At 45.9% G+C, this 17,566-nt stretch carries 15 protein-coding genes and 1 pseudogene; 9 read left to right on the forward strand and 7 right to left on the reverse strand.

Features of this window, described 5'->3' with window-relative positions:
- The 3 genes and pseudogenes from cspC to KNP91_RS05955 form a co-directional block, all read right to left on the reverse strand.
- Positions 1 to 65 (reverse strand): annotated as a pseudogene (cspC, locus tag KNP91_RS05945) (cold shock protein CspC); the annotation flags it as partial.
- Positions 66 to 441: 376 nt separating this feature from the next.
- Complete coding sequence (locus KNP91_RS05950) at positions 442 to 642, reverse strand: cold-shock protein (protein ID WP_012370557.1); 201 nt, start codon at positions 640 to 642, stop codon at positions 442 to 444.
- Between the two features lie 284 nt (positions 643 to 926).
- Entirely contained in the window at positions 927 to 1,181 is a 255-nt protein-coding gene (locus KNP91_RS05955; RefSeq protein ID WP_214849103.1) for an RNA polymerase sigma factor, read from the reverse strand.
- Between the two features lie 157 nt (positions 1,182 to 1,338).
- Between KNP91_RS05955 and KNP91_RS05960 the strand changes: the two genes are divergently transcribed.
- The 4 genes from KNP91_RS05960 to egtD all read left to right on the forward strand — a co-directional run bounded on the left by KNP91_RS05960 (position 1,339) and on the right by egtD (position 5,489).
- On the forward strand, positions 1,339 to 1,881 hold the full coding sequence (locus tag KNP91_RS05960; protein ID WP_012370555.1) for a GNAT family N-acetyltransferase: 543 nt from the start codon (positions 1,339 to 1,341) through the stop codon (positions 1,879 to 1,881).
- Between the two features lie 254 nt (positions 1,882 to 2,135).
- On the forward strand, positions 2,136 to 3,119 hold the full coding sequence (gene guaC / locus KNP91_RS05965; RefSeq protein ID WP_285801089.1) for a GMP reductase: 984 nt from the start codon (positions 2,136 to 2,138) through the stop codon (positions 3,117 to 3,119).
- A gap of 135 nt (positions 3,120 to 3,254) precedes the next feature.
- Positions 3,255 to 4,526 (forward strand): ergothioneine biosynthesis protein EgtB, encoded by a 1,272-nt coding sequence (gene egtB, locus KNP91_RS05970; protein ID WP_214764722.1) that lies wholly within the window; start codon positions 3,255 to 3,257, stop codon positions 4,524 to 4,526.
- Complete coding sequence (gene egtD / locus KNP91_RS05975) at positions 4,527 to 5,489, forward strand: L-histidine N(alpha)-methyltransferase (protein WP_214849105.1); 963 nt, start codon at positions 4,527 to 4,529, stop codon at positions 5,487 to 5,489.
- 96 nt (positions 5,490 to 5,585) lie between these two features.
- On the opposite strand, the gene KNP91_RS05980 is transcribed toward egtD, so the two are convergent.
- Together KNP91_RS05980 and KNP91_RS05985 are read right to left on the reverse strand one after the other, a co-directional pair.
- Positions 5,586 to 5,924, reverse strand: coding sequence for a hypothetical protein (locus tag KNP91_RS05980; RefSeq protein WP_214849108.1), 339 nt, complete (start codon positions 5,922 to 5,924; stop codon positions 5,586 to 5,588).
- A gap of 100 nt (positions 5,925 to 6,024) precedes the next feature.
- Positions 6,025 to 7,125 (reverse strand): NAD(P)/FAD-dependent oxidoreductase, encoded by a 1,101-nt coding sequence (locus KNP91_RS05985; protein ID WP_214849109.1) that lies wholly within the window; start codon positions 7,123 to 7,125, stop codon positions 6,025 to 6,027.
- A gap of 271 nt (positions 7,126 to 7,396) precedes the next feature.
- Here KNP91_RS05985 and KNP91_RS05990 point away from each other — a divergent pair, with 271 nt between their 5' ends.
- The 3 genes from KNP91_RS05990 (at position 7,397) to KNP91_RS06000 (ending at position 9,981) form a co-directional block, all read left to right on the forward strand.
- Positions 7,397 to 7,945, forward strand: a complete 549-nt coding sequence (locus KNP91_RS05990) for a hypothetical protein (RefSeq protein WP_012370548.1) — start codon at positions 7,397 to 7,399, stop codon at positions 7,943 to 7,945.
- A 111-nt stretch (positions 7,946 to 8,056) separates the two neighbouring features.
- Positions 8,057 to 9,013: a magnesium/cobalt transporter CorA gene (gene corA / locus KNP91_RS05995; RefSeq protein ID WP_214766930.1), complete on the forward strand. Its 957-nt coding sequence runs from the start codon at positions 8,057 to 8,059 to the stop codon at positions 9,011 to 9,013.
- Positions 9,014 to 9,027: 14 nt separating this feature from the next.
- Positions 9,028 to 9,981: a LysR family transcriptional regulator gene (locus KNP91_RS06000; RefSeq protein ID WP_214766932.1), complete on the forward strand. Its 954-nt coding sequence runs from the start codon at positions 9,028 to 9,030 to the stop codon at positions 9,979 to 9,981.
- 45 nt (positions 9,982 to 10,026) lie between these two features.
- On the opposite strand, the gene KNP91_RS06005 is transcribed toward KNP91_RS06000, so the two are convergent.
- The gene (locus tag KNP91_RS06005; protein WP_214849112.1) at positions 10,027 to 13,614 is read right to left on the reverse strand and encodes a dynamin family protein; all 3,588 of its coding nucleotides are present in this window, start codon (positions 13,612 to 13,614) and stop codon (positions 10,027 to 10,029) included.
- A 261-nt stretch (positions 13,615 to 13,875) separates the two neighbouring features.
- Positions 13,876 to 15,330, reverse strand: coding sequence for an NAD(P)H-binding protein (locus tag KNP91_RS06010; RefSeq protein ID WP_012370544.1), 1,455 nt, complete (start codon positions 15,328 to 15,330; stop codon positions 13,876 to 13,878).
- A gap of 199 nt (positions 15,331 to 15,529) precedes the next feature.
- Between KNP91_RS06010 and KNP91_RS06015 the strand changes: the two genes are divergently transcribed.
- Both KNP91_RS06015 and KNP91_RS06020 read left to right on the forward strand, forming a co-directional pair.
- Complete coding sequence (locus KNP91_RS06015) at positions 15,530 to 15,922, forward strand: hypothetical protein (protein ID WP_214766937.1); 393 nt, start codon at positions 15,530 to 15,532, stop codon at positions 15,920 to 15,922.
- Positions 15,923 to 16,190: 268 nt separating this feature from the next.
- On the forward strand, positions 16,191 to 17,549 hold the full coding sequence (locus KNP91_RS06020; protein ID WP_214766938.1) for a phenylacetate--CoA ligase family protein: 1,359 nt from the start codon (positions 16,191 to 16,193) through the stop codon (positions 17,547 to 17,549).
- Positions 17,550 to 17,566: the final 17 nt, after the last annotated feature.

Raw genomic sequence — 17,566 nt, forward strand, 5'->3', positions numbered from 1 at the left:
TTTTCACGTTCGATGAAGCCAAAACCTTTTTCTGCGTTAAACCATTTTACTGTACCTTGTTCCATGTGTGTTGCCTCCTGCGTATGACTAAGTCACACTGATTATTACTACCGTGATCAATTTCATCGAGTCAAAAGTGTAACCTTTATATCTCCACCGAACAACAATAATTGTTCATAATATACCATGACGAGATATAAAAAGATAGGGATAGGCAAAAAAGATTGAATTAACTCTACTTACGCTTCATTAAGAGGTAGTAGATTCCTGAGTTATCCAACCGAGCGGTCGAAAATTGATGTGTCGCAAGACACGCTTTGCCCGAAGACGAGAATACTCCCACTCGCACTAGGGCTTCGACCTGAATGTTAAAAAGTGGGAGTATTCTCGTCTAATTTTGATAAAAAAAGAGGATCCGCATCAGCGAATCCTCTAAGAAAATTAAAGTTTAGTAACGTTAGTTGCTTGCGGTCCGCGTTGGCCTTCTTCAACTTCAAACGAAACTTCTTGACCTTCGTCAAGTGATTTGAAACCGTCTGTTTGGATAGCTGAGAAGTGAACGAAAACGTCGTCGCCGCTTTCACGTTCGATGAAGCCAAAACCTTTTTCTGCGTTAAACCATTTTACTTTACCTTGTTCCATGTGTGTTGCCTCCTGCGTATGACTAAGTCACACTAAATTATTACTACTGTGATCAATTTCATCGAGTCGAAAGTGTAAACTTTGCATCTCCACCGAACAACAATAATTGATTATAATGTACCATAACTAAATAGAAAAAGGAAGTAATAAACAAAAAAAGTAGAAGTTCTCCCTAAAATTATCAAACTGATCTTTAAAAGATAAAGGGATTAATTTAAATTTTTCGAATATCTATAACATCAATCATCTTCTTCTATAGAAGAAATACATCGTAAAAAGAAGAATTAATGAATCGGTTCGCGTTGCGATCGAGCTTGTTTCACGGCTTTGATCAAATAACCGTGAATGGATGGGTATTGATTAGGACTTGTCCAGACATCCTGAAAGATTTGTCTTAAAGTAAGTTGGACTCTGTTTTCGTCATTCAACATACGTGTAAGAAGTAAGTATAAGGATTTCTCGTAACGGTCGTACAACGCTTCGAGAGCTTGCTTATTTTTTAATTCGATTTGTTTGAATAATTCTGTATCTGTACTCATGCTCTCCTCCTTTTCATGGTTTACATCCCCTTTGTAAACACTTTGTTACTTCTTCAGGTTTTTATATTTTTCCCGAAAAACGAATTGTCAAACGCTTTAACTGTCTAAAGTTGAAGAATTATGAATTCATACTATTTTTTAATGGAGGAAATTAATCATGGGAACTATTTTTCTTCGCCCGTACCAGCTGTCTGATGCAGAACAGCTGCTCGAGTTAAACGTAAAAAATCAATTACATTTTGAATACTGGATGCCGGTGAAACCGCAAGCAAATGCTTACACGTTGACAAAACAACAAGAACGAATCGAACAGATGATGGAAAACAGCTTGTCGGACCGCTCGTATGCCTTTGGAGTGTTTTTAACGGAAAACAATCAACTGATCGGTGATGTATCTGCTGTATTCGTCGAACGGTTTCCGGCAGAGACCTGTATGATCGGATACCAATTGGACCGGGAACATAACGGGAAAGGGATCATGGCAGAAGCGGTCCGGCAAGCCGCAAGAATTTTGTTCGAGACGCATCAGTTTCACCGGTTGCGGGCAGAGGTCATGCCGGAAAATATTGGTTCCATCCGTGTGTTGGAAAAAGTAGGGTTCAGAAGAGAAGGCCTTGCTAAAAAAAGTTTGTATATTAACGGAGCATGGGAAGATTTTATTTTATTTGCATTGTTGAAAGAAGAATTTCTATTCGATTGAACCAATATCGGTTAAGTTTTTTTCTGAACATGTTGAAAAAAAGGAATAGATTCTATTTTTATGAAAAACACCTCTTAAATTGTTCTCTGAGGGGTTTTTTTGATTTAAAAGACGAACATTAAATAAATTTAAAGGTAAAAAGTATGCTTTTTAGCAAAATATTTTTGACAAACCTTTAATCGTTCGTTATAGTATTATAGTGCGAACATTAAGAAACTATTTATAAAAAATATTCGTTATTTGGGGTGTTAATGATGGATGTAGTATTTGATTATGAAGATATTCAATTGATTCCAGCTAAATCGATCGTCGGAAGTCGTTCAGAGTGTGATACGACGGTTGAATTTGGAGGACGACGCTTTAAATTACCTGTCGTTCCAGCCAATATGCAAACAATCATCGATGAAAAAATCGCAACTTTTCTGGCTGAAAACGGCTATTTTTATATCATGCACCGGTTCGAGCCGGAAACGCGACTGAACTTCGTTCGCGAGATGCAACAGCGGGGATTGATTGCTTCGATCAGTGTCGGTGTGAAAACAGAAGAATATATGTTCATCGAAACGTTGGCGCAAGAAGGATTGACACCGGAATATATCACGATTGATATTGCCCACGGACACTCAGAAGCAGTCATCCGGATGATTCAACATATCAAACAAATACTACCGGAAAGTTTTGTCATCGCAGGTAATGTCGGTACTCCGGAAGCGGTCCGCGAACTGGAACATGCCGGCGCAGACGCTACAAAAGTCGGGATCGGACCGGGGAAAGTCTGTATTACGAAAATCAAAACAGGTTTCGGTACCGGCGGCTGGCAATTAGCCGCATTAAGATGGTGTGCGAAGGCCGCCAGCAAACCAATCATCGCAGATGGTGGAATCCGGACACATGGAGATATTGCCAAATCAGTCCGGTTCGGGGCAACGATGGTGATGATCGGTTCCTTATTTGCCGGACACGAAGAGTCACCGGGTGAAATGCAGGAAGTTGACGGTCTTCAAGTGAAGGAATATTTTGGTTCGGCTTCGGAATTTCAAAAAGGTGAAAAGAAAAACGTTGAAGGTAAAAAAATGTTCGTTGAATTCAAAGGCAGTTTATCTGATACGTTAACTGAGATGGAACAAGATTTACAATCGGCGATTTCATATGCCGGCGGTAATAAATTGCAAGCCATTCGAACAGTTGATTATGTAGTGGTTAAAAATTCAATCTTTAATGGTGATAAAGTTTACTAAAGAGATCGGAGTAAGGCCTATCCCAGGTCTTGTTCCGATTTTTTTATATTTATGAGAGCGCTTACTTTGACTGATAAGGGGTAAAGATAATAGTGTATATTTTCAGAATATTTCATAATAAAGGGAGTGAAAGCGTTGAGTCAGGAAACAACAACCTACTTAGCAGACAAATTTTATACAGTCAGGAACCAGACACTTACGTTGATTGAACCGTTAGAGCAAGAGGATTTTGTGATTCAGGCAAGTTCTGACGTCAGTCCGCCAAAATGGCATATTGCCCATACGACTTGGTTCTTTGAACGAATGATTCTTCAAGAATATGCTGATACGTATCAAGTGTTTCATCCCGCATATAACTATTTATTTAACTCATACTATAATTCAATTGGTCCTTATCAACCCCGTCATCAGCGGGGTGTGTTGTCCCGTCCGACAGTTAAGGATGTGATTGCTTATCGTAAACACGTCGATCAGGCTGTCCTGACATTTTTACAGGAAGAACGGGACACGTCGCTTCAACAGAAGATCGAGCAATTGATTGAAATGGGGTTGCAACATGAACAGCAGCATCAAGAGTTGATTCTGATGGATGTAAAATATAATTTCTTTACCAATCCGTTGTTACCGGCTTATCAGACGCGACAAGTCGAGCGTACTGAAACTGATCATTCTCTGTCACTTGAGTTTACACGATTTGAGGGTGGACTCGTTGAAATTGGTCATGACGGTCGCGGATTTGCTTTTGATAATGAAAGTCCGGTGCATAAAGTCTGGCTCGAACCCTTTGAATTGGGGACACGCCCCGTCACCAATCGTGAGTTTTTAGCCTTCATCGAGGCGGGAGGATATGAACAGTCCGAATATTGGCTGTCGGACGGTTTCCAAGTCGTCAAGCAACAACAATGGAAGGCACCTCTGTACTGGATGAAAGATCAACAGGAAGACTGGTCGATCTTTACCTTAAACGGTGTTGAACCGTTGCAATGGGATGAACCGGTATGCCATGTCAGTTTTTATGAAGCAGATGCATACAGCCGATGGTGCGGTAAACGTCTGCCGACAGAAGCCGAATGGGAATATGTCGGACGGCAAGTCGCTCAACAAGGAAACTTCATGGAACAGGGATCCTTTCATCCGCGTTCGGTTTCGGATACGGACCACGCGATACACGGTATGTTTGGTGACGTCTGGGAGTGGACGGCGAGTGCCTATGCCCCGTATCCGAAGAGCCGCCCGCTCGAAGGCGCGCTCGGAGAATACAATGCCAAGTTCATGTGTAACCAAATGGTTCTTCGCGGCGGAGCATGTGTGACCCCGGGTGACCATATCCGAGCGACGTACCGGAACTTTTTCCCGCCGGATAAACGTTGGCAGTTCAGCGGCTTCCGATTGGCGGGTGATCTTTAAATGCGGCAACGGGTCGAAAGTTTTGATATGTATACGGATCAGCAGAACATGCTGCAGGAAGTATTGTACGGATTGGGACAACCTCAAAAGGTGTTGCAGGCAAAATATTTTTACGACCAAACTGGTTCCGAGTTGTTCGAACAGATTACACAACAGCCGGAATATTATTTGACGCGGACGGAAATCGACATTTTATCCGAGTACCAATCCGCTATCGCAGATTGCATCGGACCCGTTCATACCTTGATTGAGTACGGGAGCGGCAGCAGTCGTAAAATCAAAAGTTTACTCAGCTCCCTTCATCAGTTGGAACAATATATGCCGATTGATATTTCCAAAGATTTTTTAATTCAATCCGCGCATCAATTGTCGAAAGATTATCCGTCACTCCGGATTAAAGCGGTTTGCGGCGACTATTCCGCGCCTTTACTTCTACCCGTCGAGGAGAAACAGAAAAAGGTGATTTTCTTTCCTGGTTCGACCATCGGGAACTTTCAACCGCAGGAAGCAGCCGACTTTTTACAACAGTCCAGTCAATTGCTGGAGAAGGGAGACGGCTTCCTGATCGGAATTGATACAAAAAAAGAAGCCAGTGTGCTTCATGCGGCTTACAACGATCAAGCAGGCATCACGGCTCAGTTTAACTTAAACATTCTACGGCATATCAATGGATCGCTCAATGGGACGTTTGACGTCGACCTATTCGAGCATGTCGCTTTTTATAATAAACGGCAGGGACGGATTGAAATGCATCTGAAAAGTCGAATCGATCAAATCGTCACGATTGCCGATCAGCGGTTTAGCTTTAAAAAGGACGAAACAATTCATACAGAAAATTCCTATAAGTACAGTCAGGAAGAGTTTCAATGGTTGGCCAAGCAAAACGGATTCACACCGATTAGATGTTTCACGGATCCGCAACATCATTTCAGCGTGCACTACTTGGAAAAAACACGGGTCTGACTTATCTTTCCGTTCGTAAACGAAAAAAGAAGGAATTGCGCATCTTTGATGGCGATTCCTTCTTTTTTTGAAGTCAGTCCGCAGGTTCAGGCAGTGTTAACTCAGGCGACTGCCGTCAGGAATCGGATGTTCCGGACAGGCGAGTACCGGCATCAGATGATCCCGTGTCCCGAGTTCCAACACACGACCGGTCGTACCGGCGACGATACCCGGAACATTGAGCAGGATCAAAGCTTGTTTCCCGATGATTTCTTCATACTCGAACCGTGTTTCTTTCCAATCCAAAAAGACGGATTGCTGAAAATCTTCAAACACAACCGACAGCACTAAAAAGTCTGGTCGGATGTCCGAAACGCGGAGGGAACGGATAGTACCGACACGAATGTCCAACGCTTCAAATTGTTTAAGGGTCACCATAGCTTTTATCGGATGCACATCCAGGACTCCTTCATACGTCAAAATAAAAGAACGTTTGTTCTTGTTTTGAAAAGGGTATATCTACTATACAGATGATAATACGCAAACCATGAACAGGTTATTGTAAAAGATAATCGTTCAAATCGATTTCTAACTCTTGATCGAGTGCCAGTTTCGCCAACTCTTGACCGAGATACGGACCAATCGTTAGGCCGGAGGCTCCGAGACCGTTAGCGACTAAAACATTCGGATGAGTCGCCAGTCTGCCGATGACAGGTAAGGAATTACTTGTGTACGGGCGGAGACCAACACGCATCTCATTGATGTTGGCTTCTTCGAGTACCGGTGCAACGGGAATGGCGCGAGTTAACAAGGCGTACATGCCTTTGACGGTCGGCTGAAGGTTGTAATCGAGTTGTTTTTCATGTGTCGAACCGAGGGCGAGTTTGCCGTCCTCGATCGAGACGAGATATAAACCACGCTGTCCCATGATGACGGGCCATTCTTTCGACTGGTCACTCGAGATGTCCAGATGAAGTATCTGTCCTTTTTCGGCACGAATATCAAGTTTTGTCTGCAACGGTTCGAGTAATTCGTTGACCCAGACACCTGCAGTCAATATGACCTGGTCGGCATAGTGGATGTCCTGACCGATTTGAACCCCTTGAACGTGACCGTCGACGACGACCAGCGAGGCGTCTGCTTCAAGAACGGTAGCCGCGTGTTTAATCGCACCGCGTTCCATGGCAGCCCGCAAGGCACGACCGTCGACACGAGCACCTCCTGAGACGAACAGAGCATCTTCGACGAACTCAATCAAAGGAAACATCGACCGGACCTGATCGGCCGTCAATCGTTCGATGCGTTGAATGGCCGGTGCTTCCGGGAAACGATTTTCCGCAATCGTCTGCATTTTTTCGATTTTCGATGTTTCATGCAAGGCGATTGTTCCGACTTTCTGATAGCCTGTCGTTGTTTCGCCGAGCGCTTCCAGTTCCGGGATCAACGTATCGTAGTAATGTGCTCCGTTATTGGCGAGGCGGTACCAGGCTTTATTTCGTCGCTGTGTCATCCAGGGACAGATGATACCGGCTGCGACATGTGTGGCACGTCCGGCTTCTTTCCGGTCAACGAGCAGGACAGTTGCCCCTTGTTTTGCTAAATGATAAGCGGTCGATGTTCCGAGGATTCCGGCACCGATAATGATATGGCTGTACATGTTTTTTCATCTCATTTCCAAAGTGATCTTTATCAAGTGTAAAGAAAAAAATCAAAATCGACAAATTTTGATAAGACAGCACATTATAAATATGGGGAATGATGGGAAAGTAAAACTTTTTATCAAAATATTTCGTATACTGAATATAAATCGATATTTCACACGAAATATACGATTAGAAACGCTTCAATCAGGAAACATACCCTTATAGGCATCAGAACCCGACATCATCGACTCGAACATGTAGTCACCACTGAAGGAGGGGAAGGCAATGAACATTAGTCGCGCCATCGTACGCAAACGCTACACGGATCACACTTTGTTTTATTCCGCCATCCTAATTTGGAAGTTGCTCTTCTTCCTGCCCTTGCTCATGTATGTCAATAGTGGGTCGGACAACATTTTTCGGCTTTATTTTGTACCGTATTTGACGGTCATTGTTTTATTTCGTGTCATGACGTACTTTGCCACGTATAAAGCTTCCTTTATGGAAATGACCGAGATGGGATTATCCGTCTTTTTAATCGTTGCGGACTTTTATTTAATCGCGTTGTTTGATATACCGTTACCGTTCGGTATGATCATCATGCTGTTATCGATCCTACACTTTACAGCTGCGTTTAGTCGGTTCCGCTGGTTCCGTCGCCGGTTGTGGTTGAATCGTCATCTAGAGATTCTAAACTTCTTGACGGATCACGGGGAAACACCGGTTAAGATTGCTGTCGTTTCGGAAGATGAAATGCTTGTGACGACTAAAAGCGGTAAAGAATTTACGTATCGTCATGTCTACTGGAGTGGCTTTTACTTCGAACGAGGATAAAGGAAGGGACTGTAGGGCTTGATAAAACCTGCAGTCTTTTTTTTATGGAAATCGAGCAGATTGTTTGCGATACTGATTAAACAAACCGTAACGAAAAGAAGGTGAATGTTCATGATACGCTGTCTTCTGGTGACGACGGATCATCAAGTTGTAGTGGATGATGGCTTGGGTCGGATTCACGCACCTGATATCAAATGGTATTTCGTTGATTTCAATCAACCGACGGAGCAGGAAAAACAACAGTTGATTTCCGCCTTTGATTTTCATCCGCTGGCCATCGAAGATTGTTTTCAATACTTACAGCGTCCAAAGTTGGAATATTATGAAGGATACAGTTTTTTTGTGCTCCATGCCCTGGACACGGAGTCATTGAAAGGAAAAGAAATCAACCTGTTTGTCAATGAGAACTATGTGGTGTCCTACCACGAGGAGCCGTCAAGTGAAATTGACGTGGTGTTCCAAGCTTTCCAGCGTCTACATACTGATTCCGAGCACTGGACCATCGAAATTGTACATAAAATCATGGATAAAATCGTCGATGGTTATTTTCCGATTGTTCATGCATTGGAAGACAAGATTTTTGCACTGGAAGGACGGTATGAACAGCGTGGGAATGATAAACGGATCATGGAAGAGATATTTGAGATTCGGTCCGATTTATTAGTTGTTGCCCGAACGCTCTTACCGATGCGGGATTTGTTATACCGGGTCGTTGAATCCCGTCGGCTTGCGATTCATGCCAATAAAAAAGCATTTTTCCAGGATATTTACGATCATCTGCTCAAACTGAACGAAATGATTGAGTATAACCGGGAAATGACGTCCGAATTCCGGGATAATTTCATTTCCCTCAACTCGTACCGGATGAATAATATCATGAAAACGTTAACGATTTTTACAACCATCTTCATGCCGTTAACGTTCATTGCCGGCATCTATGGGATGAACTTTGAACATATGCCGGAACTGACGACACGTTTTGGTTATTTCTTTACACTCGGGGGGATGGCAGTCATTGCGTTGGGGATGATTGTGTACTTTAGAAAAAATCATTGGTTTGATGAGTAAGAGGGGGGAGTCCGGTGGATATCCGGCAATTGACGTTTTTTACGACGATCGTAGACCATGCGTATAATTTAACGCGGGCATCCAAACATCTGCATATTTCGCAACCGGCGCTCAGTCAACTGGTGCGAGAATTTGAAGAATTGGAACAAGTGGAATTGTTTTTGCGGCACCATGGACGACTGACCGGTCTGACAGACGCCGGACAACAATTTTATGAGGATGCCCTCAGTGTCCTGCACGGACATCAACAAATGATGGAACACCTGCACGAGCGGTCGCGTGTCCTACGCGGGAAAGTCCGGCTCGGGATTCCGCCGGTCATTCTGCCCGTTCTCTTTTCGCAACTGATTCCGAAATTGATGGCGGAACATCCCGGTATCGAGTTGGAAATCATCGAAGAAGGGGCATTTGAATTGAAACGCCGGCTGCTGCTTGAAGAATTGGATCTGGCGATTTTAATTGAACCGGGGGAGACATACGGAATCGAACGGCATCGGTTGATTGAAGATGAAGTCGTCGTCGCGGTCAGACCGAGCCATCCGTTAAGCGAATCTGAAAGCGTGTCTTATCGTGATTTGGCAGAGGAACCGCTCGTCATCCTCAATGACAGTTTTATGTTGCATCATCAAATTTTATCCCAGTTCCGCCATGTACAGGTCGAACCACAGATCTTTTTTACGTCCGGTGCCTGGGATTTATTGATCGGGATGGTGCAAGAACTTGACGTTGTGTCGATTTTGCCGGAACCGATTCTCCGGTTTCATCATGCCGATGATATCCGTATCTTACCGTTTGACCCGCCGATGTTATGGGACGTTTCGTTAAACCGTCTGGCGGGAGTCGAGCAGCGTCCGCTAGTGCGCCACGTCGAAGACTATGTGCTGCATTATTTCAAATCGTATTGGCCGCCTCCGTCTGATCGCACAGCAGACGCTAAAAAGAACCCGAACCAGCCGCCTCTTCTGTAGAAGAGCAGCTGATTCGGGTTCTTTGTGTACCGCTTACGGGAAAAATTAAACGGTTTGATTCAGACGGCTGATGCTGGCGTAAGCTTGTTTGAATTGTTCCAGATGGTCGGTCGTCGCCAAGCTGGTTCGTTCCATCTCGATTTGTTTATACAACGTTTCGGAAATCCGGGCATACATCTCGTCGAGCAGACGGGCGACATGTTGCTGCGCGAGTTCGCGCAACCGCTGTTCCTCCGTTTCCAGATAAGAGGTCGCATCCGGTTTCGTCAACTGAATCAAAGCATCTTTCAATTGTTCCTTTTCATTACGTTCAAAAAAGACTTTTGGATTACGGAAATACTGTTTTACGGACTGATACGGCGTCGCATCCTGGAACGGGCCCTCGAAATGGACGGACGTCATCGCCGGCGCTTCGAATGGGGGCAGTTGGAAAGATGGGTTCAACTTCGCCGCATACCGTTCCTCTTCCTGGAATCGTTGGACGAGCGCAGTTTTGATCCAGCCGTCAATCCGGAAGTGTGTCACACGTAATTCTTGCTCAAAATCATATTTCAAAAAACCGAGCAACTCGACAAGCGCTTCCTGCAAAGCCTGCTGTTTTGTGGCATTCGCAAAGCGGACGGGATGATACGCTTCCTTGAAGAAGTCAGGGAAGCGGTAATAGATCCGCTGGTTGACATGATGCAGCAGCTCATGAATTTCCGCGAACAACGCATGACGAAGTAAATCGGTTCTTGAATCTGAAAAGTGTGCTTCAATCGTCTGCTTCAAGTCATCCAGTTCTTCGAGACGTGTTTCTTTACGGGCGATGTTGAATTCGGTCTGCTCCATCAATTGACGTAACCGGTGCACGGTTTTCTCCGTTTCTTCCGACAATACTTGGACAGCCAGTCCTTTCAGATCCCGTTCCAAAAACTGATGAAAGGCGTCTTCGAAGACCGGAAGACCCGAGTCAAGCGCACGGTCCGTTTGCTTCTCTGCTAACGCCTGGAGGCTCGAGACGCCGAACAGACGAGGGGTCCGAATGCCGAACCGTTGTAGTTCCGTCTCGACATACTGAAGGACTGCTTGTTTTTCGCCCTCGTTTTGTGCAAGGTCAATTGCATTGACGATGAAAAACATCTTGTCCAGTTCGAAAGCATCCTTGACACGGCCGAGCTGAATCAGAAACTCCCGATCCGCACGGGCGAACGCGTGATTGAAATACGTCACGAATAAGATGGCATCCGCATCCTTGATGTAGTCAAAAGCGACATCCGTATGGCGGGCATTGATGGAATCGGCACCCGGCGTATCGACCAATGTAATCCCGAGACGGGTCAACGGGCTGTCGAAGTACAAATCGATGACATCGACGAAGCAACTGAGGTGCTCTTTTGCGACATAATCGGTGAACATCGTTTGATCGACCGTTTGTGTCGTTCCGACGAACGGTGCAACAGTCGGATAACCGGTTGCAAAGGCCCGTAAGAAAGAAGCATCCCGTAATGTGTGTGCCGGCTGGGATTCGATCCAATCCGCCGCTTCTTTCAAAGAAGTGACTGCTTCGTCGAACGCCTGAAGGAGATCGTTTAATTCAGCAACGAGTTCCTGCTCCGTCTTAAAGCAGATGGTCGCCGTCCCGTGCGGATGTGCCGCACTGACGGGGTTAATCCGGTTAATCGAAGCCGTCGTCGGATTAGGCGAGACAGGCAAGACCGGTTGTCCGAGCAACGCGTTGCAAAAAGATGACTTCCCGGCGCTGAACGCACCGAACAAAGCAATCGTAAAGGTACTCGAAGCGACCCGTTTCAGTTTGTCTTGCAAGTAGGCGACCGTCTCTTCAAATCCGGGAACGGACGACAAAATCGTTTGAATCTGGTGCATTTCTTCCGGCGTATAGGAACGTGTGTCCTCGACATCGGTTGACTGAACCGCTTCTGCCGCGACGGCGACTTCCTCCAGCGTTTCCTGCGGTTGAAACGGGATTAACGCTTGTTCGGCCTGCATCAGTTCTTGTTGCCAAAGCACGACCTGTTGTTTTGCGGTTTGCAGTTGCTTGTCCGTCGGTGAGTCAGCCTGTTCGAGATACGTGTTTAAGACTTGCCGGGCGTCGGCTTCGGCTTTCAATAAGTCACATTTTTGACGTAAATCGGTTTGTTCTGTCAACACCTCTTGTTTGACGCTGCCGTCTGTTTGTTCGAGTTCCGCTCGAATTCCGTCCCGCCAGCGGTTCGTCTCTTTCGTATACCAGTCAGCCGTCAGACTGACGACACGATTCGTAAACTGGAGGACGGATTCACCGGTAATCGTTATGCCTTCCTGGACAGCATCCTCGATGACACGAAGCGGTGGATCAAGTGGATAGTTGTCGATCTGCATCGTATGCTGATCCGTTAAGATACCGGCTTCCGCCAACGATTGTTTCATCAATTTCCGAAGATGCAAGGCAATTTCGGATGTCGTGACGGATTGATACGCCCGCAGGAGTTCGTCTGCTACCTGTTGCTGGGTGGACTGTGTCTTTTTCGCACTTCTGAAGAACCCGACTTTAAAGGACGCTTGTCGTGTCTCTAAAAAGGTCCGCATTTTCTCGCGAAGTTCAAACGGCATCAAAGTGGCATTTCGCAACAAGCTTTCCCGGTGCTGTGAAAACCGGCTGACCCATTGTTCGGGAGCCATCAGTTCGAGTTGTAAATCTAGCTGGTGCAGCTGTTCAAGCAATGCGTCCGATTGTCGCCGTTCTGCCGGTGTCAATCCTTCATTTGTCGATTCAGCGGCTTCTTCGATCCGTGTTTCGAGGTACGCCACGTGTTCGGCATGTAAGGATTCCAGTGTAGTAGCCGCTGATTGCAACAGTTTCGGTTGGACGTCCCGGATGCTGTGATCGACGAGTTCTTTAACGGAACGGAAATCATTTTCCGGATGATCCGCTTCCCGCAAGCTCGTAAAGAAGATTCCTTTTGGTTCCACGCCATGGGCGGCAAACGACTGGATGACGGAACGCTTGAAGGCGGCAAAGGATAATTCACTGGACTGGTGTTTATCGATTTGATTAACGATTAAATACAGTTCAGGTACGGAAGTCAACAATTCACGAGTGACGGTGAAGTTCAACTCGGACTGGACATGATTGTAGTCCATGACATAAAAAATCAAGTCAGCCAGGTGTAAAGCGGACTCGGTGGAAATCCGGTGGGCGTCATCGACGGAATCGACACCCGGTGTATCCATTAAAACAAGTCCTTGCGGTAAGTTTGAGCCGGCGTGGGTGATATCAATCCGTTCAACGGTACCGTCACGACCTAACGTCTCGAGATGCGGTAAGTCGGCCGCTGCGAGCTTTACGGCAGGGCGGTCGTGAAAATGGATGATTGCGGCATCGTGTTCTTCCCGGCGTAATGTGACGATGTTGGCACTGGTCGGAATCGGACTGGTCGGTAAAATCGACTCACCGGTCAATGCATTGATCATGCTTGATTTCCCGGCTGAAAAATGTCCGGCAAAAGCAATCGTAAATTCGCGTTTTAATAATTTCTCGGAAAATTTATTTAACTTGTCGAGCCGGAGTTGATCCGACGAGGGTTGAATCAATGTCGTGAGAAGCGCAGTCGCTTCAATGTGATTCGTTAACCGTTCTTCAAATGAGCGCATGCGTGTGAAACCCCTTTCTTACAATTCAGCTTCAGTGTATCACGCTTATTTTGGTTCCGTCATCTGTTCATCGGTAAGTTCCGCAGTCAAGCAACAGGCAAGACATTAAAACTTACGGATTCCGCAAAATGCTATATGATAATAACAGACTGATTACCAAGCGGTCCGTCGAAAACCCGGCTGGTGAAAAGTCATTAAAAAAGACTGAATCCCCGCTTCTCGGGGAATTCAGTCTGGTAGGAAATCTGAGTTTGTTTAAAATCAAGCGTTTGTTTCCGGGACAATCATATCCGACTCGTCAGGAGCGTGTTCCGTTGTCTGCATCAGACGGAGAAGGTGGAGCTTAAACAGGTACATGACGAGCAAATGAATATTGGCTTGCGTCGATTTGTAAATGATCCATGGTAAGGCCGGTACATATTCATGAATGGCAATCAGGCACTCCTGGGATCCGGGAATTTGTCGGAATTCAATCCGCCCTTTGCTGCCTTCCTGAACTTGCGCAAACATTCCGCCGGTAATCCGGTACGTAGCTTGCTCGGCATCCTGAAACGGTTCTTTCGTCAATTCGAGAAGCGGTGCATCGAGAAACGGCACTTGAATCTTTACGACGGTCTCGTTCGCAACAGAAGTGAGGAACGGCTTAGCGAAAGAGGAGAGCCAAGATACATAGTTATCTGCCGCCCAGTTGGCATCGCGTCCTTCCGGCAGACGGACACGCTGAACGGACCGGACATCGAGCACTTCGTCTTTTTCTTTTTTAGACGAATGACCCGATTGTTTTTTCTGATCCTTTTCCTTCTGCTCTTCTTTTAACGCCATCCGAACGGATTCCTCGAATGTGACTTTCCCGTCGCTGATGCCGTCCACCATTTTATCCGGATCTGCGACCATTTCGTGGACCATGCTCTCGACGAGCGGATAGACCGTCTCCTTCGGCTCTCCGGAAACTAATGTCACCCAAAGGCGAGACAGTTTGACTGTCATTAAAGGAATATCGAACGTCGGTTGGTTTTTCCCCATGACTTCGGCTGTTTTCAAAATCATTTCTTTATACGTCATCGATTCCGGACCGCCGATATCGATGGCGCGGTCTTTCAAATCTTCCCGTCCGACGCTTGCTCCGAGGGCATGAATGACATCTGGCAATGCAACGGGATGCGTCTGATTCCGTGTCCATTCCGGCAGCAACATGACGGGAAGCCGTTTGACGAGCTTCGATAAGATCGGGAAGGAAGATCCTTTTGGACCGACGATCAACGCAGCCCGGATGGTCGTTACGGGAGTCCCGTAAGCACCAAGCACACGTTCCACTTCCAAACGGCTTTTCAAATGGCGGGACAAGTCTTCCGTTTCTTCCGGAATGATGCCGCTCAGGTAGATGATTTGCTGAATGCCGTTTTCTTTGGCGGCACGGGCATAATTGTCCGCTAAAATCAAATCCATATCTTCGAATGAGCCCTGTGTCAGTTTAGCGGACGGCATCATCGAATGGACCAGATAGATGGCGATATCCGCCCCCTGTAACCCGTCGATGGTATCATTCAGCGAAAATAAATCACACGAGCGCCACTCGACATGGTCTTCATCATCCTTGTCATCACCGTTTCGCGATAAGGCGATGACATCATATTTTTTCTTGAGTTCGTTTAAGAGATTATGTCCGATATATCCGGTTGCACCTGCAAGTGCCAACCGTTTGCGTGTTTGAGTCATGAGTTTTCCCCCTCGATTAACGTTACTTGTTGAATTTACCCGAATCAATCGGTTCGTAATCCCTTCAGATGTTTTCAGGAAATAACAGGCTTGAGGCATAAAAAACAGGGAAAAGAAAAAAGAGACCGAATAGGAGTGGTGACCTCCACCAACTTCCATGTACATATTACTTAATTTCTACTTTAAGGAGAGGGCGAAGATGAACGCAGTCTGTTTCTTAGATGAGCAACACCAGAAGCGGTACCAGATGATATTAAAACGTTTGAGTACGCGGAATCGTGTGAAACCGCCGTTTCAAGCCATTTTGTTTTTGGCGACGGGAAATTTACAATTGATGCAATTATTCAGTGACTATTTTTTCCCGGAAACGGGTGAGTTTTTTTATCAGGAAATGTTGGCGGAGTCGATTGATGACCGGATGATCGATGTGGAGCGTCAACTCCTTGTGCAGTTGTATAATGGGCGGACGACGGTGACTGTGATCGAAATCATCGATCAGTTGAGTCCGACGGAATTGAAGTTGGCACTCGGAGCCATTCAGGTCCGGATGTTTGGAACAGCAGATGAAGAGGCGGAACGGCGTCAAACGTAACCGGAATTCGAACGAAGGAGAAGAGGCTGAAAGCAGTCTCTTTTTTTGTTTTTTACCGGAAACGGTAAAGAAAAGATAATTATAAGAATTTTATTAAAAGATGTTTGTGATGTAAGTTTACTATCATAAAACGGTATCCGAATAAAAGCTAAGCTTGTTTACTAAGATTTGATTGAACCGCCGAATCACTGGAAATAAGATGTAAGTAACAGGAAATGGATAACGGCTCAACTGAAATTTCTGACTGAGATGTGAGAGGAGTGGACGTATGCAACTCAAGCAATCGATTTACTTTCATTCACCGATTTTTCTTCAAAATATCTTAACGACGATTTATGGTCGCGTGCTGTATCAGGAACGATATGGTCCGGTTTATCAGAAACGGTTACAGGAGTTGAAGGAAAAAGAACGTTTTCAGACGAATGCACAGGCAGAACAGTTGGCGCGTCTGAATCAATTTCTGCTGTTTTGTCAGACGTACAGCCCCTACTATCAAGAGCTGTTTGAGCAACACCGGATCACTTTACCGCTTGAAACATTAGACGAACTAAAACAGATTCCGATTTTAAGCAAGGAAATCCTCCGGACACGTAATGCGGACGTGCATGCTAAGATCCGAGCGCCGATCCTCGGGAAAACGGGTGGAACGACGGGGAAGTCGATTCAAGTCCATTACACAAAGGAAGACATGCAGATCCGGATGGCGCACCTCGATTACTTTAAGTGGACACACGGGATTGAACGCGGCATGCGGCGCGCCAGCTTTACGGGACAGACACTGGCGGCAGAATCACAGAAAGCACCTGTTTACTGGCGGATGAATAAAGCCATCAATCAGATGCTTTTTACGATCAAAAACATTAATCCGCAAACGGCAGCCTTGTACATCGAACAATTGAACCGATTTAATCCGGAATCGATTGACGGCCTCCCTTCAGGTATGATTGAAGTGGCACGTCATGCCAAAAAGTACAATATTCCGTGTACGTTCCGACCGAAGGCGATTTTCCCAACAGCGGAAATGATGACGGCGGCGGAACGCCAATTGATCGAAGAAGTGTTCCATGCGCCGATTTTTGATCAATACGCATCGTCTGAAGGAGCACCGATTGTCGCGGAATGCCGTTACGGAAAAAAACACCTTCACTATGAAATGGGCATCATCGAGGTTGAGGAAGATGGTCAGATTCTCGTGACGAGCTTTGATACCCATGGCACGCCGCTCGTCCGGTACCGTGTCGGGGACCGGATGACGTTAAGTGAAGCTACGTGTCAGTGCGGACACGCCGGTCCGGTCATTGCATCCATTGACGGACGGGGACGAAGTTTCATTCAGCTGAAAGACGGTCATCGGATTTTTGAAGGAGAACTGGCCGGGATCGTACGGGCCTTCCCGAACTGTATCGAACGGGTCCAGTATATTCAATCCGACAAAGAAGAAATCGTTATGTTGTATGTACCGGACGAACGTTGTTTCAAAGAAGAACATGAAAAAGAACTGTACTTCGTCTTAAAACGTTTGTTCGGCGGACAAATGGAAGTGTTGTTACGGGCAGTGCCGGAAATTCCGAAAGAAATCAGCGGAAAAACATTATTGATCAAACAACTATTGCCGGAAAAAAGTTGAAGAATTCGCTATACGAC

The sequence above is a fragment of the Exiguobacterium sp. s138 genome (assembly GCF_018618775.1).
In the GTDB taxonomy this organism is placed as follows: domain Bacteria; phylum Bacillota; class Bacilli; order Exiguobacteriales; family Exiguobacteriaceae; genus Exiguobacterium_A; species Exiguobacterium_A artemiae.

Excerpts from the sequence above, each read along its gene's own strand:
- KNP91_RS06015 (WP_214766937.1), top strand. The coding sequence starts at position 15,530 with ATGAACGCAGTCTGTTTCTTAGATGAGCAACACCAGAAGCGGTACCAG.
- KNP91_RS06010 (WP_012370544.1), bottom strand. The coding sequence starts at position 15,330 with ATGACTCAAACACGCAAACGGTTGGCACTTGCAGGTGCAACCGGATAT.
- egtD (WP_214849105.1), top strand. The coding sequence starts at position 4,527 with ATGCGGCAACGGGTCGAAAGTTTTGATATGTATACGGATCAGCAGAAC.
- KNP91_RS05990 (WP_012370548.1), top strand. The coding sequence starts at position 7,397 with ATGAACATTAGTCGCGCCATCGTACGCAAACGCTACACGGATCACACT.
- KNP91_RS06005 (WP_214849112.1), bottom strand. The coding sequence starts at position 13,614 with ATGCGCTCATTTGAAGAACGGTTAACGAATCACATTGAAGCGACTGCG.
- corA (WP_214766930.1), top strand. The coding sequence starts at position 8,057 with ATGATACGCTGTCTTCTGGTGACGACGGATCATCAAGTTGTAGTGGAT.
- KNP91_RS05985 (WP_214849109.1), bottom strand. The coding sequence starts at position 7,125 with ATGTACAGCCATATCATTATCGGTGCCGGAATCCTCGGAACATCGACC.
- KNP91_RS06020 (WP_214766938.1), top strand. The coding sequence starts at position 16,191 with ATGCAACTCAAGCAATCGATTTACTTTCATTCACCGATTTTTCTTCAA.
- guaC (WP_285801089.1), top strand. The coding sequence starts at position 2,136 with ATGGATGTAGTATTTGATTATGAAGATATTCAATTGATTCCAGCTAAA.
- KNP91_RS05955 (WP_214849103.1), bottom strand. The coding sequence starts at position 1,181 with ATGAGTACAGATACAGAATTATTCAAACAAATCGAATTAAAAAATAAG.
- KNP91_RS05960 (WP_012370555.1), top strand. The coding sequence starts at position 1,339 with ATGGGAACTATTTTTCTTCGCCCGTACCAGCTGTCTGATGCAGAACAG.
- KNP91_RS05950 (WP_012370557.1), bottom strand. The coding sequence starts at position 642 with ATGGAACAAGGTAAAGTAAAATGGTTTAACGCAGAAAAAGGTTTTGGC.